Annotated in this window: 15 protein-coding genes and 2 riboswitches; of the genes, 5 read left to right on the forward strand and 10 right to left on the reverse strand. The window is 56.3% G+C overall.

Annotation, left to right across the window (positions count from 1 at the left end; all coding sequences use genetic code 11):
• Positions 1–8: 8 nt before the first annotated feature.
• The 4 genes from GURA_RS03905 to GURA_RS03920 all read left to right on the forward strand — a co-directional run bounded on the left by GURA_RS03905 (position 9) and on the right by GURA_RS03920 (position 2,697).
• Positions 9–1,166 carry a hypothetical protein gene (locus GURA_RS03905; protein WP_011937700.1) on the forward strand — a complete coding sequence of 386 codons (1,158 nt, stop codon included), beginning with the start codon at positions 9–11 and terminating at the stop codon, positions 1,164–1,166.
• Between the two features lie 237 nt (positions 1,167–1,403).
• Positions 1,404–1,619, forward strand: coding sequence for a hypothetical protein (locus tag GURA_RS03910; RefSeq protein ID WP_011937701.1), 216 nt, complete (start codon positions 1,404–1,406; stop codon positions 1,617–1,619).
• A 62-nt stretch (positions 1,620–1,681) separates the two neighbouring features.
• Positions 1,682–2,137, forward strand: coding sequence for a hypothetical protein (locus GURA_RS03915; RefSeq protein ID WP_011937702.1), 456 nt, complete (start codon positions 1,682–1,684; stop codon positions 2,135–2,137).
• 2 nt (positions 2,138–2,139) lie between these two features.
• On the forward strand, positions 2,140–2,697 hold the full coding sequence (locus GURA_RS03920; RefSeq protein WP_011937703.1) for a hemerythrin domain-containing protein: 558 nt from the start codon (positions 2,140–2,142) through the stop codon (positions 2,695–2,697).
• Here the strand turns inward: GURA_RS03920 and nikR are convergent.
• The 9 genes from nikR to GURA_RS03970 all read right to left on the reverse strand — a co-directional run bounded on the left by nikR (position 2,694) and on the right by GURA_RS03970 (position 15,090).
• Complete coding sequence (gene nikR, locus GURA_RS03925) at positions 2,694–3,113, reverse strand: nickel-responsive transcriptional regulator NikR (protein WP_011937704.1); 420 nt, start codon at positions 3,111–3,113, stop codon at positions 2,694–2,696. The genes GURA_RS03920 and nikR overlap by 4 nt on opposite strands.
• Before the next feature lie 262 nt (positions 3,114–3,375).
• Complete coding sequence (locus tag GURA_RS22640) at positions 3,376–4,095, reverse strand: energy transducer TonB (RefSeq protein ID WP_049818878.1); 720 nt, start codon at positions 4,093–4,095, stop codon at positions 3,376–3,378.
• Positions 4,096–4,147: 52 nt separating this feature from the next.
• Positions 4,148–8,119, reverse strand: coding sequence for a cobaltochelatase subunit CobN (locus GURA_RS03935; protein WP_011937706.1), 3,972 nt, complete (start codon positions 8,117–8,119; stop codon positions 4,148–4,150).
• Positions 8,106–8,444, reverse strand: a complete 339-nt coding sequence (locus GURA_RS03940) for a DUF2149 domain-containing protein (RefSeq protein WP_011937707.1) — start codon at positions 8,442–8,444, stop codon at positions 8,106–8,108. Before GURA_RS03940 ends, GURA_RS03935 begins: the two co-directional genes overlap by 14 nt.
• Positions 8,431–9,027, reverse strand: coding sequence for a MotA/TolQ/ExbB proton channel family protein (locus tag GURA_RS03945; protein WP_011937708.1), 597 nt, complete (start codon positions 9,025–9,027; stop codon positions 8,431–8,433). The genes GURA_RS03940 and GURA_RS03945 overlap by 14 nt, the downstream gene beginning before the upstream one ends.
• Positions 9,024–9,719 (reverse strand): DUF2162 domain-containing protein, encoded by a 696-nt coding sequence (locus tag GURA_RS03950; protein ID WP_011937709.1) that lies wholly within the window; start codon positions 9,717–9,719, stop codon positions 9,024–9,026. Before GURA_RS03950 ends, GURA_RS03945 begins: the two co-directional genes overlap by 4 nt.
• 13 nt (positions 9,720–9,732) lie before the next feature.
• Positions 9,733–11,961 carry a TonB-dependent receptor gene (locus tag GURA_RS03955; RefSeq protein ID WP_011937710.1) on the reverse strand — a complete coding sequence of 743 codons (2,229 nt, stop codon included), beginning with the start codon at positions 11,959–11,961 and terminating at the stop codon, positions 9,733–9,735.
• 11 nt (positions 11,962–11,972) lie between these two features.
• Positions 11,973–12,147, reverse strand: a riboswitch (cobalamin riboswitch).
• A gap of 94 nt (positions 12,148–12,241) precedes the next feature.
• A riboswitch (cobalamin riboswitch) is annotated at positions 12,242–12,433 on the reverse strand.
• A 133-nt stretch (positions 12,434–12,566) separates the two neighbouring features.
• Positions 12,567–13,970, reverse strand: a complete 1,404-nt coding sequence (locus tag GURA_RS03965; protein WP_011937711.1) for a carbohydrate porin — start codon at positions 13,968–13,970, stop codon at positions 12,567–12,569.
• A 73-nt stretch (positions 13,971–14,043) separates the two neighbouring features.
• Positions 14,044–15,090 carry an energy-coupling factor ABC transporter permease gene (locus GURA_RS03970; protein WP_011937712.1) on the reverse strand — a complete coding sequence of 349 codons (1,047 nt, stop codon included), beginning with the start codon at positions 15,088–15,090 and terminating at the stop codon, positions 14,044–14,046.
• A gap of 253 nt (positions 15,091–15,343) precedes the next feature.
• Here GURA_RS03970 and GURA_RS03975 point away from each other — a divergent pair, with 253 nt between their 5' ends.
• Positions 15,344–16,525, forward strand: a complete 1,182-nt coding sequence (locus GURA_RS03975; RefSeq protein ID WP_011937713.1) for an SEL1-like repeat protein — start codon at positions 15,344–15,346, stop codon at positions 16,523–16,525.
• A 75-nt stretch (positions 16,526–16,600) separates the two neighbouring features.
• Here GURA_RS03975 and GURA_RS03980 read toward each other — a convergent pair whose 3' ends face one another.
• The gene (locus GURA_RS03980) at positions 16,601–17,026 is read right to left on the reverse strand and encodes an acyl-CoA thioesterase (RefSeq protein ID WP_011937714.1); all 426 of its coding nucleotides are present in this window, start codon (positions 17,024–17,026) and stop codon (positions 16,601–16,603) included.
• Between the last annotated feature and the right edge of the window lie 82 nt (positions 17,027–17,108).

Below are 17,108 nucleotides of genomic sequence, written 5' to 3' on the forward strand. Positions count from 1 at the left end.
GAGATAACATGAAGATATTTGCAACCATAGCATCGTCGCTGCTGTTAATGCTTGTCATCACCGCCTGTGGCGGCGGTTCCAGTCCCACTCCCGTCGCCGCCAACACCACCGTCTCCGGCATCGCCTCCAAGGGCCCGATCGTCAACGGCGTAGTCAAGATATATTCGGTCATAGACGGCGCCAAAAGCACACTGCTCGCCCAGACCACCACCGACGCCAACGGCAACTACACCGCCAATCTCGGCAGCTACGTGGGTCCGATCATAGTCGAGGCGAGCGGTTCCTACCTGGACGAGGCCACCGGTACAACCAAGACCATTCCAGCGGATTCTCCCATTCACGCCGCGCTCCCCTTGGCGCAGGGCGCGGTCAACCTGCCGGTAACGGCCCTCACCGAACTTGCCTACCTCAAGACCGACGCTGACCTGACCGCATCGGCAATCAGCGCAGCCAACACCCTGGTTTCCGATCTCTTCAAGGTAGACATCATCGCCACCTCGCCGGTAGTACCAACAGCCGCTGTCCTTGCCACCGCCACCCAGGCCCAGAAAGACTACACCCTGGCCCTGGCAACCGTATCCCAACTGGCCAGTACCGCAACCGGTACCAGCGACACCGACAAACTGAACAATGCCCTGACGACAATAGGGCAGGGCATATCACCCACCGGCATGACCACCGCCACTGTTAGCGCCATCCAGAGCGCCCTGACTACCTTCGTCAGCAACCCCAACAACCAGACCGGCGTCAGCGACACCGCAACTACCAGCCTGATAAACGTCGGCACCCTTACAAAGAGATATAAACTGAGTCTCCAGGGGACCTTCACCCCAGGCAGCGTTACCGGCCTTCAGTTCGATCTGACGCTTCCGGCGGGAGTCACCCTCAACGTCAACAGTTCCACCTCGGCCGTCCTCTCCAGCAGCCTGACCCTTTCGGGTGATGTGCATTCCGGTGCCCTGCTGGCGGCCAATTACTCGTCCGGCAGCCTGACCGTCGGCATTATCACCACAAACGGGTTCAGCACCGGCGAGGTAGCCACGTTGACCTGCAATGTCCCTGCTGGAGCGAGCGCGCCCAGCGCCTCCTCATTCTCCGTCGCCAACATCAGGAGCATCGACAAGAACGGCGCCACGGTGTCTGGAACCACGATCACCATCAAGTAACGTAACACTGAGGGAAGGGGACCGGCTTTTTCAATAAAGGGCCGGTCCCCTTCTCATTATCATGGATCCGGCCTAAATAGTTGAGGCGCTTTCTTGGCGTCAAGCTACGAAACCCGCTGAGCAGTAAAACCCCCCACTTTCACCTCCCCGCAGCAAACCCCCATTTTTTGACCCACGTCATAATCTTTTCCTCCCGGATGCCCTATGCTGACATCATCAACAAAGGGGGAGGAAGCAATGGAATTCAATAACGACCTCGGCAACAAGGCAATTCAGGAAGTGATCGGCGCATACCCGGAAATCGGCGGGATATTGAACCGTTTCGAGATCGGTTGCGTCACCTGCAAGGTGGGGATCTGCCTCTTGAAGGATGTGGTCTCCATCCACGGCCTTTCAAAAGAGGACGAAGCGCGGATCGAGGCTGAAATCAACGCATATCTGGAAATGCGGTGAATGGTCGATGGTGGATGGTTGATGGTTAAAAATCAAAGGCATATATAAAAAGGAGAATCAACATGAGCAATTTGGGATGCGGCTGCCCCGGCAGCATGGCACGGGTAATCGAGAGAGAAGAGACAACAACTGCAACCACCTGCAGGGCGCAGTCAGAACTTCGGCAGTGGCCGGTGCAGCTCCACCTGGTCCCGCCGACCGCCCCGTATTTCAACCAGAGCGATATACTGATCTCGGCAGACTGCGTTGCCTTCGCCCTCGGGAGCTTCCACGGCGATCTGCTGCGAGGGAAGGCGCTGGCCATAGCCTGCCCGAAACTGGACGATAGCGGCGTGTATGTGGAAAAACTGGCGACGATCTTCCGGGAAAACGAGGTGAAAAGCATAACCGTGGCGATCATGGAAGTCCCCTGCTGCCGCGGCCTGGATGTGATGGTCAGGCAGTCGCTCCAGCAGTCCGGCAAGGAGATCCCGCTTGAAACCGTCATCGTCGGGGTGAACGGCGAAAGGAGGAATTGACCATGAAAAGGGACATCACACAGACGCTCGTCCGCGAGCACCGGCTGATCCTCCGCATGCTGGCCGTTTTAGAGCGTAACGCTCTGGCCACCGGCGCAGGAACATACTCCAACTACCGCTTTTACCTGGACGGGGTCGATTTCATCAGAAATTATGCCGACCGCTTCCACCATGCCAAGGAAGAGGACGTGCTCTTCGAGGCGCTGGTGAAAAACGGCATGCCCAGGGAAAACAGCCCGGTGGCTGCCATGCTGATGGAACATGAGCAGGGGAGGGCCTACGTGAAGGCCATGGAACTGGCGGCGTTGCTTGCCCTGTCGGGTGAGCCGGGTCAGGATGGGACTATTGCGGAAAACGCCCTCGCTTACGTGGAGCTTTTGAAAGAGCATATCGCCAAGGAGGACGACATCCTCTATCCCTTGGCCGAGCGGCTCATACCCGATGCGGCTCGCGATGCCGTCATTGCCGGTTACGAGGCTGCCGAGGCCCGATCAACGGACGGTTTTGAGAGAAGGTATGATAAGATTGTCGCTGATTATGAGCGTGAGGGGGCCTGTTAGTGTAGTTCCTCTCCTGTCGTGGTCATCACCAGCTTCCCATGTTTTACCCCTTTTACCCCGATCAGTTCATCGGCAATCTGCTTCACCTCACGGGCTTTGCCCCGCACAACCAGGACCTCCAGGCAGTTGTGGGCATCAAGGTGCACGTGAAGGGCAGAGATGATCTGGTCATGGTGAGTATGCTGATGCTCGGTCAGCTTGTCGGACAGGTCCCGCACGTGATGATTATAGACAAGGGTGACGGTGCCGACGGTCTCCTCTTCTCCCGCTTCCCATTTCAGTTCCACCAGCGATGCGCGGATCAGGTCCCGAATCGCCTCGGAGCGGTTCATGTACCCCTTCTGATCGATCAGCTTGTCGAAGCTCTCCAAAAGTGTCTCGTCGATTGATATGCCGAATCTAATGGTCTCTCCCATCTTTTGCTCCTCTGATCTTGAATCATCAATTTGTCAAATATTAGATGATTCGGGAGCAAAAACAAACATAAAATGTGTGAGGCACAAATCAGGACAGGTGCGGGATTGCCACTAACTCGACTACAGCGGTTATCATCAACAGGTTCTGATATCGTTTCATGCCTACACCTCCTTTCCTGGCACAACATTCATCTCCTGCAATTCCCTGAGGTTGAAGCGGGCCAGGGAACTAAAGGAGCTTGACGTTCATCCATATCTGTGCCTACCGCAGTTGGAACTGTACCGGCATGACGATCTCTGCAGCCGCGGGTGGTCTCGGGAAGGGTGCAACGCTTTTGACCGTTTCCATGGCACTGTTATCCAGCGCAGGATAGCCACTGCTCTCTTTGACTTGAATAGAGCGGACGCTGCCGTCTTCAGCGACTATGAACACAAGCACTACTCTGCCGCTCCACCCCATCCGTCTGGCTACCAGAGGATAAGAGAGCCGTTTTACGATCAGGTCGCGGATATAAGTAAAATGCTCATTGAGATATCTTTGCTGGGCCTTTTCAGGAGTCATCCCGCCACCACTTGTCTGTGCTGTCCGTGGCGCAGCAGCGACAACTGGTATCCCCTGGTTTGTGGAAACCTGCCTGGACACATTTTCCGTTACAGTTCTGCTAGCCAGAGGTGCAGATGGTGTCGGTGCTGCATTCTGGCTGACAACCGGGGTCGGCTGAGACTCCGGTTGTGTCTGCGCCTGCTTTCGTGGTGTCGGCTGCGCTGCGACAGCCGGCAGCTTTTGGGGGGCAATCGGCTGTTTGGGAGCGGCAACCGGCGGCGTTGATTTTCCCCGGAGCTGCTCAGGACGCGGAGATGAGCCGAGGGTAAAATCAATGCTGACCGGCGGGGTGTGCTTGACTCTGTTTACAGTAAATTCCAGCATCAGTGCCAGCATCCCCAGATGCACGGCGAGAGAGGCCATACACCATTTAGCCATATGTGCATCACTCCTTGCTGTCTGTAGACGGGGCATACAATAGGTTCTCCGATCATCTGTTTTTCCGGAAACCTGTTGCCACCAGCCCCAGCACGACAATAAATCCCAGTATGAACAACCAGGGGATCGGGGCCGATGCCGCGCCGGCCGCCGGTTTACCGCTTTCCTGCATTTCAAACCCTTCAACCTGTTTGCCCTGCGTCGCTTTGCCGCTCGTCCCTTGGGTTGCGGCCTGCTGCGCAGACTTCTGCGCCGCCTGCTGCCGTCCCTGTTTGCCGTTCTTCCCGGCATCGGGCTGTTTCATGTTCTGTAGCGCTTGCTCGAAACCGGAAACCAGCGATTTCAGCCCCGGCACCGATAACAGGGTTGTGGTTGTGAACTTCGTCAACTGCGGGTTGTTGCAGGTATGGTCGCAACAGGCAAGACCGACCTCTTGAACCGATTTGGCGTATTCCTCGGCCAGTTTCTCGACTATTTTCTGATCCGGCTTCCAGTACTGCTTGCGCACTGTCTCCAGCATACGTGCGACGACAGACTGGTAGGCCCACATATTCTTGGCCTGGCGGAACATGTCCTTGATTCCCAGACCGTTTCTGTCAAGCACATATGTTTCATGCATCTCCTGCCACTTGGCGCTGTCCACCGTCTCCGGCACCGTCACCTGCCATCCCCAAAGATGTTCCGTCACCTTGTCGATGAAGCGCGCTCCGGCGTACCCATCCTTCATCATGGCCTTGATCCACTCCGGATTGAGATAGCGGGAACGCATCTCCTGCCCCATCACTTTCTCCAATGTTTCCTGTTTTGCCTTGTTCGGATTGGTCATGTCGGTGACGTAAACCTCGGGAGTCGCGCCGTTCACGGCGCGGACCGCCATGGCGGTGCCCCCCAGATACTGGTAGAAGTCGTCCGTATCCAGTATGCCGATGGTGTTGGTGGAACGGCTGTGGATTGCAATCTTGCTGCCGGTGAGGGCGTTTTTGAACAGCGCCGTGCCGATCTCCTGCCCCTTATGTTCCACCTTTTCGCCCCAGAAACCTTGGCCAAAGGGATGACCCATGCGCATGAAATAGACGTCTACCACCTGTTTTTCGTTATCCCACTTGTCGGAAGCAACGATCACCTTGTCTAAGCCGGTGCCGTACGTGCCGGGTGGTTCGGTAAATATGCGCACCGATGCCAGCCGACCGGCCTTTTCCTCCGCCATACCTTTATCGAGTAATATCTGCTTGGTACGTCTGGTATTGGATCTGATCAGGTTATCTTCTTCATCCTGATCACGTGCAACCGTCACCGCGCTGTCCAAGAGCGCCATCAGGTTGGCGAACAGGTCGCGGTACAGGCCGGAAGGAACGATGGTGACGTCAATCCGGCCACGCCCCAGCTCTTGCCTCGGAATCGGCTCGACCCCCTTGACCCGTCCCCGCTCGTCCCACTGGGGGCGTACCCCCATCAGATACATGATCTGTGACTCCATCACCCCTTCATGACGGATGGTTTCAGTAGCCCAGATATTGAAGGTCAGTTTGTCGGGGTATGCTTCATGGCGCTTTTTGTACCCCTCGATCAGCTCCTGGGCCAGTTTTGTTCCGGTCGCATAGGTGCCCGGAGAGGGGACACGGGTCGGATCAAACGCATAGAAGTTCTTGCCGGTGGGGAGTGAGTCCGGATTGCGAATCGGATCGTTGCCGGTGCCGGACGGGATGTATTTCCCCGCCAGGGCGGCCACAAAAGAATCGAGTTCACGGGGGCCGCTGGCGGCGATTGCCGCTTCCAGGGCGGCGATACGCTTCTGACGTTCTTCAGATTTCAGACTTTTCTCAATGGCGATAATCGCCTCGGCGGTGCTTTTCAGATACTTCCCATCCGGCGATTTGCCGAAAGTATGCAGCCCAAAGGGGGTAATCTTCTCGCCGATCTCCCTGATGTAGTCGTCCAGTTCCTCCACCTGTTCCATAGTGGTGATGGCCGACAGTTTCAGGTCCGTCAGGATGCCCCCCTTGCGGGCCAGCCGGTTGATCTCCTCCAGCTTGCTGCCCGCCAGTTGGGGTGACTTCTCTTTGGCATCGTTGTAATCGCTGATCAGCGCCGCCAGCTCCTTCAATTCGCGGTTGATACCGGCCTTGTCAAAGGGGGGAGTCATATAATCAATCACCACCGCCATGCCGCGCCGCTTGGCCTGGAGCCCTTCGCCCACATCATCCACGATGTAGGGGTAGATATTGGGAAGGTCCTGAATCAGCAGTTCCGGCGGATCTTCCTGTGTGAAGCCGACCTCTTTGCCGGTGAGCCATTCCTGGGTGCCATGGGTGCCGATATGGGCCACGGCGTCGGCCTTGAAGCCGCGTTTCAGCCAGAGATGAAAGGCGATATACTGGTGATGGGGCGGAGTGTGGATATCATGAAAGAGCTTTTTGACATCCTGTTCCAATCCGCGCGACGGCTCCGGTGTGAACAGAATGTTGCCGTATTTGACCCCCGGCAGCACGATAAACTTTTTCCCGTTCGGGTCGCGCCAGGTCATGATGGCGGCGTCATCCGGCTCGCCCCAGCTTTTCACCACATCCTTGCGGAAGTTTTTCGGCAGCTCCATGAACCAGCTTTTGTAAACCGCCATCGGGATCAACACCGCCCGGCCGCTGCGGGCCAACCTGTCAATCTCCGCCGGAGCCCAGTTGCCGATATTGCGCCCAAAGGCATGCACCTCTTCAAACAGCTTCTCTTTGGAGATCTCTTCGTTTCCTGTGGTATAGCCTTCGCGTTTCAACCTGCTGAATATCTCAAAGAGGCTTTCCGGCAGCACATTCAGGTAGGCAGCACCGATATTCTGTTTCCCCGGCGGGTAGTTGTAGTAGATGATGCCGATATTCTTGTCGCTGTTCGGTTTCTGTTGCAGCGTCAGCCAGCGTTTAACCCGTTCAGTCAGCCGTTCGATCCGCTCCGGGATAGGGCGGGTCTCCATGTATTCCAGTCCGGTGGCGGGGTCAACGCCCCGCTCTTTCGAGGAGACCACCGTCGGCTGAATGATACCGGCCATTTCCGGCAGTCCGATGGTTGAGCTGCGCTCGAAGATGTCCAGCCCGACCGGGGATTTTTCCCACTCTTCCCGTGACTGGGAGTGCAGGGTAACGGCATCGATCACCGGCACACCAAGGCGGGTCAGAATCGGCACCGCCCGCTGTGGTGTGATGCCGACTTTGAGCGATACGCCGATCACCGCCTGCACTCTGCTTTTTCCGGTTTCGTCAAAAAAATACTTTTCCACCGACAGTTCCGAGGGGTAGCCGTAGACCGGCAGGACATTCATTCCCTTGCGTTCCAGCGAAGCGATCAGGCTGTCGAGCAGCGCGGTGTCGTCGTTATCCACCAGGTTCCGGTAAAAAGGGATGCCGATCCAGGGGCCGGGGCGGTGGCGATACAGCTTCAGGTAGTCGGCAAATGTTTCAACGGTACGCTTGCCATCTTTGAGATATAAGCCGAAAGCGGGAACTCCCTGAGGTTCTTGATACTCAACCGCGATGCCGCACTCCCGTTTCAGCAGCGAGAGGATCATGTTAACAGCATTTTCCAACCCTCCCTCTTGTTGATAACGGCTAACGATGGAGTCGTTTTTCAGGCCGAGGGCGCTGTCGTCCTTGCTGAACATCCCACCCACGGCATACACATTCATCCCGGCCTGCTGCATGGTGAGGATGGATGGCTTCAGCAATTCGAGAAAACGTCGATCCATGATATGGACAATGCCGAAACCTTTTGATCCGGCGGGATAGTGTGCCTTTGCTCCGTTTTCGCGCTCAAGCCCCGCCTTGGTAACCACCTCAAACGTTACCTGGTGTGCTAGTTCCGGATGTTTCAACGTGATGGCGTGAACCGCCTGTACCGCCAGACGGGAGTTGTAATCGCCAAGCATCAGCCTAACCGTGAGCGGCGTTTCCGCAGCCAGGGCGGCAAGAGGAAGCGCCAGTAGCAGAACTATTGCCGAAGCAGCTTTCAGGATCGTGGCAAACAGGCTATTCCGGCACATAGATCACCTTCCCGTCTTTCAGTTGATACGCAGTGCCCAGCCGTTCCCCTTCGCCGGAAAGCCGCTTGTCCGCCACCTTGCGCACCTTGATCTCTTTGCCCTTCTTGGTGATGACCTCGATTCCACCGTTGGCGGTCTTTTTGGTGATGGTTACCTCCGATTTCGGGTCCATCAGGTCGAGCATGTTGTAGGCCATGAACAGGGCGATCATCATGCTGACGATAAAGACCACGCTGACGTCGAACAGGTTGGCCACTCCGGCGATTGGATCTTCCAGCGGCTCATCATATTTTTCAAAGCGGTTGCGCCGTTTAAGAAATCTCATCGCCTTCTTCCTCCCTGGCCGACAGTGGGCGACTGCTGGTATATCTCCTGAGCATCAACTCGGTCTGGTATTCCATTTCTCGCATGTCGGCCCGCACCCATTTTTCCTTCACCAGCGACATCAGGTAGGCTACGACGCTACAGGCCAGACCGACGACAACGGTGGTAAAGGCGGTCACCATACTTCCGGCCATCTTGGGCATATCCCCCTGCGCCAGCGAAGAGAGGGATATCCCCATCGGAATCAGGGTTCCCATCAAACCAAGAGCTGGACCGACCCGGATCACGAAGCGGATCTTGTCCAGGGATTTGACCAGGGCCAGCTCGGCCGTTTGCAGGAGACGCTCCATGGCGATATCCAGATTGGACTTCTCAGGTGCGTCCGCCAGTGCTGCGGTCAAGCGTGCCCGGTAGCGTTCCAGCGGGGTGGATACCCCCTGTCGCCGTTCCAGCCACTCCCGCAGAAATCCGCCAATGAAGATGGTGACCCATCCAACCAAAAGCACCAGCCCGGCAACCACCGGAAACAGCAGAACCGACGAAATCAGATACAGGACGGTTTCAAGACCAGCCAATATGTTCATTTGTTACCTCCTTTGTGTGTAAAAAAGCCGACCAACAACGCTGTCAGCAGCAGCCCCAACAGAAACATGCCGCCTGTGCCGTTTCCGGCAACAGGCGGCAGCTCCTTGAGAAATGAGCTGTACATCCCTTTGGCCTGCTCAACTTTGGTCGGCAGAAAGAGGGAGGCGATGAAATAAAGTCCGATCGTGATCATGACCAGCCCCAGGGAGGGGAGTGAACGGCGATTAGATCCGGTTCTGGAGACAATCATCACCACCAGCGTCATGCTGCTGAAAACCCCGCCCAGCACCAAGCCAACCGCCCAGGGGAGCAGCGGGAGGCTGTTGAGGGCGCTCCAGGTCGAGAAGGTCATGGCGGTCAGGCAGACCGGGCAGGGGATCAACAGTGCCAAGGGAGAATCGTGAGGGGATGTTCCCCCCTGTCTCTTGATGATAAAAAGCCCCCAGAGGATCATGCCCATGGCCATAACCATGTGCAGCCAGCGCCCTCCTTTCAGCAGAGGTTCAAGCAGCGGCAACAGGCGCTCGGCCAGGAGGGCGATCAGCTCAAAGAGCGCCAGATAGAGGCCGATGGTGAACGCTACCCCTTTTCGGGAAACCTGCCCGTATCCCAAGCCAGCGCCGACCTTGACGGCAAAGATTCCCAGACTGAAGAGGGTGCCGCCGACCCAGAGCGCTATATTCAGATCCATATAAACTCCCGTATCAGAATTTGAAACTCAACTCGCCGTATGCTGAGCGTCCCGGCGCCAGATAGTATGAGTAGTAGTGTTCATCAAGCAGATTGGAGACGGATAGTGAAGCAGTAGCCCATGAAGTGATCCTGTAGCGCAGTTTCAGGTCAACGGTGAAATAGGGGTCGTAACTCCCCTGAACGCCGTTGACCGTATCGATGTTGGTGTCGTTGCCATAGCGCTTGCCCACATAGCGACCGGTGGCCAACGCTCCGAAGTCGCCGTATTCCAAATCGGCGCCGACATTGAACATATGTTCCGGTACATCGGTCATCCGTTTGCCGGTAGAGGCGGGGGCTGCGCTGTTTTCCTTGATGGTGGCATCGGAATAGGTGTAGTTGGCAAACAGTCTGAGCTGCTTGCCGAATTTCTGTTCCGCCTCCAGCTCCACCCCTTTGCTTTCCGCCTTGCCGGCGTTGACCTTGTCCTTCCAGGTTGCCGTGGTTGATGTACTGTAGATCAGGTCGCTGATGTAGTTTTCAAAATAGGTGGCCGAAACCCTGGCTCCCTCCCAGAGACCCTGGCTGACACCGGCATCCCAAGAGATGGTTGTTTCCGGCTTCAGATCAGGATTTCCGGCATAGGTTATTCCGCTGGAAGTCGTCCAGGTGCGGTAGAGATCATATGCGGTGGGAGCGCGGAACGCCTTGCCGCCGGAGAGTTTGAGGGTGGTCTGGTCGAACGGTTTATACACGATGGCCCCTTTGGGGCTAAAGGAAGAGGCGCTGCGGGAATCATAATTTTTGGGATAGCCACTGCTTCCAACCTGATTGGCGTAGCCGTCAAAGGTTTCCCACCAGTCCTGCCGGAAGCCGAAGAATAGGGTCAGTTTGTCCAGCAGCATGATCTCGTCCTGGGCGAACAGGGCGAAGGTCCGGTCGGTTCCCTTGGATTTGTAGGTCATGGCCGCTGTAGAATTTTCATCCTGCCAGTTGGTGAGGGTATGCTCCTTGGAATGGGCCCAACCGCTACGGAAGGCGCCGCCGAAGGTCAGAAGGTGGCGATCCAGCAGCGGCAGGGATGCCTGAAGATCGGCGTTGATCGCCCCGGCCGGGGTATCGGACAGTTTGCCCGGGCCACCGCTTCGGGTGGCGCTGTTGGGTGGAGCTGCCGAGGTGGGGGTGGAGCCCCAACTGCTGGCCTGATACAGATAGCCGAGGTTCAGTTTAAGTTTGACCGGAGAAAATGCTGTTTCGGCGGCCAGGCCGTACAGATACTGGTCGCTGCCACCGTTTGCTCCCAGGAAGGAGGCTTCCCGTACCGTGCCGTAGGTCCAGACCTCGGCACCGGAGCTGTTGCGCAGATAGGTTGCCGGGTCATCATAGAAATATTCACCGCTTGACTTCAGGAAGGTGAACCTGACTCTGGTGTCCGGAGAAAACTCGTATTCTGTCTTGACAGTAAGGTTGTCCTGCCAGGTGCCGTTTTTACCCTTGTCGCCGATCCGGTAGCGGGCTGCTCCGCTGTAGTCGGTAGTGTTACTGTAGCCGGTTATTCCGGCGGTCGGCTGGCTGCTCTGGACGTTGAAGTCGCTGCGGTAGCCGTTCGTGCCTACATAGTCGTTATGCAGATAGACCTTAAATTTCCCCAGAAACTTGTCGCCGTAGGAAACCGCCACGCGGCGGGAGTTCTCCATACCGTTGCCGCTGTCTAGGGCAGAACCATAGCCACCGGTAAGGGTAAATTCCCGTTTTTCCGGCATCTGGGTAATCAGATTAACCACACCTCCCATGGCATAACCGCCGTAGAGGCTGGAGGCCGGTCCCTTGACCACCTCGATCTGTTCGAGACTGCCCGGTGCTATCCCCACAGAGAATACCGATCCTGCATAGGGGCTGTTGAGGGTGATGTCGTCCAGCATCACCAGTGTGCGGGACTGCCCCGGAATACCCCGCAGGGTAATGGCCGACATCCGGTCCATCATCCCTTTGCCGCGGGTCGTAATCACACCGGGTATGATGTTGATCGCCTCATCCACCGTGGTAATATTCCGCTTATCTATCTCCTCCTTTGTTACAACGGAGACACTGCCGGGGGCGGACTCCAGATCTTGCTCGGTCCTGGTGGCTGTGACCACGATCTGCTCCAGCCTGGTTTCGCTTCCTGCCGCGTTGCCTGGCGGTTCCGCCCCGATGGCGGCGCTCCCCAGCAGGCAGCCCGACAAAATCCCTGCCAACGTTACGACTTTTTTTCTCTTCATGATTTTCTCCCGCGAGTATTTCGGCTGGAGCGGTATTCCGGCTCAGGGCTTCCTACTTGCCCGCCTTCCCAGGATTTTTCCCAGTGGCTGTTTCGCCTTGCGGCGATGGGCTTTCGTTCCCATTACGGCTGCGGGGCAGCGGGGGAGTTGCACCCCTCTTCCTCGACTCCATCCGTTTGAAAAAGGCACAAAAAAAGTCCGCATATGCCGAAGCAATATGCGGACTTTTCGTATTCAAAGTCTGATAATGGTTTCACTCTCCCTTTACCACGGGGAATTGTTGAGTGCTAAGATCATGGCAGGTCTTCTGGCTCGCGATTCATCCTCCGGGCGCCTTCCCGGTCTTTCGACCAGTGACATAATGCCCTTCGTCCTCGCTTACAGCGGCGGGTCCGCGGGGGAATGGCTCGGTTTGAGCGGCACCCCTCTTCCCTATCAAGCCCTTGCGGGCACCGTGATCCGATATTCAGTTTTTGTTGATATTTACTAAATATTGCATGATCTCTTTAGCACAACACTACATCATGTGTCAATCAGCTATTGTTTAAACAGATTAACAACAGTTGCGCGACCCGTTTCCGCTGTCAGCTCAGGATAAAAACAACTCAGAATATGACTTGCGTCCTCAATCCCATGACAACTACATTGTCTGCGACTTTGTCGGCCAGCGGGTTGATCATATACTGGAAATGGGGCGATACCGCAATCTGGTCGCTGACCTTTACCCTGTAGTATGTCTCCATCAGTTTCTCCTGGGCGGAAGCGCCGTTGACCAGGATCTGGCTGAAGCCGAAACCGACAAGGTCATCCTTACGTTGCGGAATGGGGCCGGCATACTGGAATCCGGCGCTCCAGGCGGATTTTGTTTTATATGCAGCATCGTCATGCCAGCCGTAGCGGCCGAAAAGGGTAATCTGTTCGCTTATCTGCTGGTCGATGCTCACACCGAAGCCGAAGGCGTTCTCCTGTACAAGCTTGAGTCCGCCAGGCAGGGAGCCGTCCAGGCTGCCGTAAAGCCGGTAATTTCCCTCCAGTTCCCCGAGCTTCTGCTTGTAGTCCAGTTCCACGATGCCGTAGCCGTGGTCAAGGATGTTGGCCGCCGTGGTGTCGCCGCTGCCGTAGCCGATGCCGAAGGTAATCTGGTCGCTCAGCCTTGCATTTACACGCATTCCCGGTCCGTAGGACGGAGCACCGAGGACTGGCGAGTTGACGAAAGCACCGGACAGGAACTGGCTGTTCTCATTATTGGCAATGCTGTTGTTGTCAAAATAGTCGGTCAAGCCGATCTTGCCGATCGTGAAGATGAGCCGGTCATTCATGGCCGTGTGCTCGACCCAGGCGGTTCGGAAGCGTACCGTGTCGGTCGGAGCCAGCGGGACGTTATTGAGGATGGAATAATTACCGATATGGGAATCGATGCCGGAGCCGCCGGTGGCTTCCACGTCAATCACCGCAATGGTGTTCTCCCCGACCTTGAAGTCGAAAACCAGGTCGGCCCTGCCCACTGCATCGATGAAATCTTTCGGCTTATTGCCCGCGGAGCCCTGCAGCACGCCGGTCATCCCGCCGCTCATGGTGATGTTCCTGGTGATGGCATGGAGGTTTGTCCCCAGTTCGGTGTAACGGGTCTGGAAGGCGCGGGACTGGGCGAGGAGCATCTCGCCCCGCAGCTCTTCCTTCAGATCGCTCAAAATGGCCAGGTCTTCCCTGTCAATCGCCCCGGCACCTTCCCTGGCGGCCTTTTCGGCCATCTTTTCCGTCAGCAGCTGCACCGCCACCGCAACGTCAAGGCGGTTGAGCAGGCATTGACCCTCGACAAACTCCTTGGTGAACAGCCCCTCGACCTGATACTTCTTGCCAAGACGCATGATCTCCTGGCAGGCTTTATGGCCGGATGCGACTTTTTCCGGCAGGACAAGCTCCGGGTGCATGGCAAATGCGGACGATACGGCACACAGTAAAAAGATAAATACCGATAACCAGACTGCAACATGCTGCTTGCCTTTCATATACTCCTCCATTGCATATAATTTGTGAGCGGACAGCCCCACATTCAAGATCAACTATTCCTGTTCAGGTTCATCAGGCCACCTGTTTCCGCTTTTTCAGGAGAAAGCCGCTGAAGAACGACAGCGCAAGAGTCATCAGTGTGCCGATGATTCCCGCGACGCTGGTGCCAAGATTGCTCCCGCCTTTCATTTTCTTTCCACCCTCAGGATTCCCCCCTGCATTCTCACGTTCAGCAGGCTTCCTGAATGCATAGTCCGGCAGGAAGGCGGTCTTTTGCTGCAGTGCGGCCAACGTCCCGTGAAGTCCCTTCTCCGAACCATTCAGCTCTTCTTTTCCCGTTACCTTGGCAATGGCCCATTCCAGGCCATCGGGGTTTTTCGAGGCAAACCAGGAGACAATTCCACCTGTAAGGATGGCCGCGGCCAGGAAAGCCAGCAGTACGTTGCGCACCGGATGGTTGCCGATAGTGCGGGCTTCCATGGCGCCCTGGAGGATTTCTGGGCGGGCCTTGTACACGAAAGACACCACCGCGACAGTCACAAACCCTTCCACAATTCCGATCGCCAGGTGAATCGGCTGCATCAGGAGCACGAACGTGGCGAACGGCAGTTCGGAGATACCGGAGAAAAGAGTTTCCAGGACGACGCCGAATGGCCCCAACTGTAATCCGACAACGGCCGCGATCATGGTTGCCGCTGTCAGACGCGTTTGGCTCGGATTGTTGCCGACTATTTTTTTGTAGATGAACGGGTATGCGATGAACGCCGGGAAAAAACCCATATTGAAAATATTGCATCCCAGGGCCAAAAGGCCGCCATCGGCGAAAAACAGTGCCTGCACGACCAGGACCGACGCAATGGTGAGGAAGGCGGCGTAGGGGCCGAGAAGGATAGTCAGCAGGAGTCCTCCCCCCAAATGGCCGCTGGAACCGGTAGCCGGAATAGTGAAGTTGATCATCTGCGCGGCAAAGAGGAATGCTCCGAGCACCCCCATGAGCGGCACCTTGCGGTCGTCCAGCTCAGAACCGACTTTTGCTGAACAATAGGCAATGGTGCCGGCTGAAGCCGCCCACATGGTCCCCCCAACCGCCGGTGATAAAAGCGCGTCTGCCATATGCATGGTCATATCCTCCTTTTTGTCGTAACACGGATTATATAAAAGTAGCACGAAACGAATACAAAAATAATTTAAGTATGTCAATAAGTATTTGAGTATTTTTATGGGCGTCGGTTCGGAAGGGGCATTGTATTCACAGAGGGCGGCCGGCGTTGTAAACGAAAACCGGGGGAAAAGCGTTATTTAGTAGTTGACCATCAGCAGACGATTTGCAATAGTTACAAAAAATTCATCCGGCAGGGTGTGGAGGGTGGTAATGAAACATTGCACTACGGTTATTCTCTTCGTCTCCATCTTGGTTGCATCGGTTATTTCCGGCAGGGCGGATTTCGATGCGGGCTTAAGGGCATACAATGATGGCGACTACGCCACGGCCATGCGTGAATACAGGATAGACGGCAGCGCCAGGTCCCTTTTCAACCTCGGTCTCATGTATGCGGAAGGGAAGGGGGTCAATAAACGGAACAGCAGGGAGGCGATGAAATGGTATCGCAAGGCTGCTGAACAGGGTTTGGCGAAGGCTCAGTTTGCCCTTGGCCTCATGTACGCTCTCGGCGAGGATGTTGCCGCGGACAAGAAGGAGGCGGCCAGATGGTATCGTAAAGCCGCCGAACAAGGACATGCGGCCGCCCAGTACAATCTGGCGCAGATGTATGCCAGGGGTGATGGCGTCAAGAAGGACGAAACGGAGGCCGATAAATGGTATCGCAAGGCTGCCGAGCAGGGGAATGCCGCAGCCCAGTTGAACCTGGCTCAGCTATACGAAAAAGGCGCAGGCGTTGTGCAGGATAAAAAAGAGGCGGCCCGCTGGTATCTCAAGGCCGCCGAACAGGGGAACGTGCGCGCCCAGTTCAGCATCGCCATGATGTACGACAAGGGGGACGGGGTCGAGCAAAACAAAAAGGAGGCTGCGCGATGGTTCCGCCGGGCCGCTGAGCAGAATCATGCCAAGGCCCAGTTCAAGATCGGCTTCCTGTACGATAAGGGTGATGGTGTCCTTCAGGACAAGAAAGAGGCGGTGAAATGGTATCGTAAGGCTGCCGAGCGGGGGGTGTCGGAAGCCCGGTTCAATCTCGGACTCATGTATTACGCCGGATCGGGTGTGCCGCAGGACAAGAAGGCGGCTGCACGGTGGTTCCGCAAGGCCGCCGACCAAGGGGATGTTGATGCCCAGTTCAACCTGGGGCACATGTACGACCAGGGGGACGGGATCAAGCAGGACAGGAAAGAGGCGGTGAAATGGTATCGCAAGGCCGCCGAACAGGGCTTCGATCAGGCCCAGTTCAATCTCGGTCTCATGTATTTCCATGGCTACGGCGTGAAACAGAACCGTAAGGAAGCCTTCAAATGGTTTGTAAAAGCGGCTGAACAGGGCTCGGATGAAGCAGTGAAAACCTTGGAAGTCCTCGGCAGGGGGATGCCTCTGGCCCGGCCTTAAAGGGAGGGGCTTCTCCCGCCTGCGGATCGGGCAGATCGACCGCGCTCGTCAATATCAAGGCCTTGACGGCAACGGTCAAGGAGCAGGCGTCTCAGGTTTCGGGAACAGTCGTTTCCGCCCTTCATGGTCAACGGCCACGTACGTGTACGAGGCTTCCGTGACCATGGAAAATACATTTTCCTTATCTAGCTTTATTTCCAGGAAACCCGGCTTCACCCAGACCTCCAGCCTGATGGTGACGGATGTGTTCCCGATCCGCGTAACTTGACCGTAGCAGCAGACAACATCACCGACCCTTACCGGCTTGATGAATTTCATGGCGTCCACCGCAATCGTAACTGCGCGGCCGCCGGTAATTTCTATTGCCATCATGCCGCCGGCGATGTCCATTTGCGACATGATCCATCCGCCGAAGATGTCGCCGTTCGCGTTTGTGTCACTCGGCATCGGGGAGGTACGGAGAAGCAATTCTCCCTCCGGATATGCACTGTGGTTGGTCAAGGATGCCTCCTTATGCTGTTTTGAACGGTTAAGAGCATAGCGGCTTGCCCGCCCTTCTTATCTCTTGCATAGGCTCGACAGA

The organism is Geotalea uraniireducens Rf4 (assembly GCF_000016745.1).
Classification (GTDB): domain Bacteria; phylum Desulfobacterota; class Desulfuromonadia; order Geobacterales; family Geobacteraceae; genus Geotalea; species Geotalea uraniireducens.

Excerpts from the sequence above, each read along its gene's own strand:
- GURA_RS03905 (WP_011937700.1), top strand. The coding sequence starts at position 9 with ATGAAGATATTTGCAACCATAGCATCGTCGCTGCTGTTAATGCTTGTC.
- GURA_RS03910 (WP_011937701.1), top strand. The coding sequence starts at position 1,404 with ATGGAATTCAATAACGACCTCGGCAACAAGGCAATTCAGGAAGTGATC.
- GURA_RS03915 (WP_011937702.1), top strand. The coding sequence starts at position 1,682 with ATGAGCAATTTGGGATGCGGCTGCCCCGGCAGCATGGCACGGGTAATC.
- GURA_RS03920 (WP_011937703.1), top strand. The coding sequence starts at position 2,140 with ATGAAAAGGGACATCACACAGACGCTCGTCCGCGAGCACCGGCTGATC.
- nikR (WP_011937704.1), bottom strand. The coding sequence starts at position 3,113 with ATGGGAGAGACCATTAGATTCGGCATATCAATCGACGAGACACTTTTG.
- GURA_RS22640 (WP_049818878.1), bottom strand. The coding sequence starts at position 4,095 with ATGGCTAAATGGTGTATGGCCTCTCTCGCCGTGCATCTGGGGATGCTG.
- GURA_RS03935 (WP_011937706.1), bottom strand. The coding sequence starts at position 8,119 with ATGTGCCGGAATAGCCTGTTTGCCACGATCCTGAAAGCTGCTTCGGCA.
- GURA_RS03940 (WP_011937707.1), bottom strand. The coding sequence starts at position 8,444 with ATGAGATTTCTTAAACGGCGCAACCGCTTTGAAAAATATGATGAGCCG.
- GURA_RS03945 (WP_011937708.1), bottom strand. The coding sequence starts at position 9,027 with ATGAACATATTGGCTGGTCTTGAAACCGTCCTGTATCTGATTTCGTCG.
- GURA_RS03950 (WP_011937709.1), bottom strand. The coding sequence starts at position 9,719 with ATGGATCTGAATATAGCGCTCTGGGTCGGCGGCACCCTCTTCAGTCTG.
- GURA_RS03955 (WP_011937710.1), bottom strand. The coding sequence starts at position 11,961 with ATGAAGAGAAAAAAAGTCGTAACGTTGGCAGGGATTTTGTCGGGCTGC.
- GURA_RS03965 (WP_011937711.1), bottom strand. The coding sequence starts at position 13,970 with ATGAAAGGCAAGCAGCATGTTGCAGTCTGGTTATCGGTATTTATCTTT.
- GURA_RS03970 (WP_011937712.1), bottom strand. The coding sequence starts at position 15,090 with ATGCATATGGCAGACGCGCTTTTATCACCGGCGGTTGGGGGGACCATG.
- GURA_RS03975 (WP_011937713.1), top strand. The coding sequence starts at position 15,344 with ATGAAACATTGCACTACGGTTATTCTCTTCGTCTCCATCTTGGTTGCA.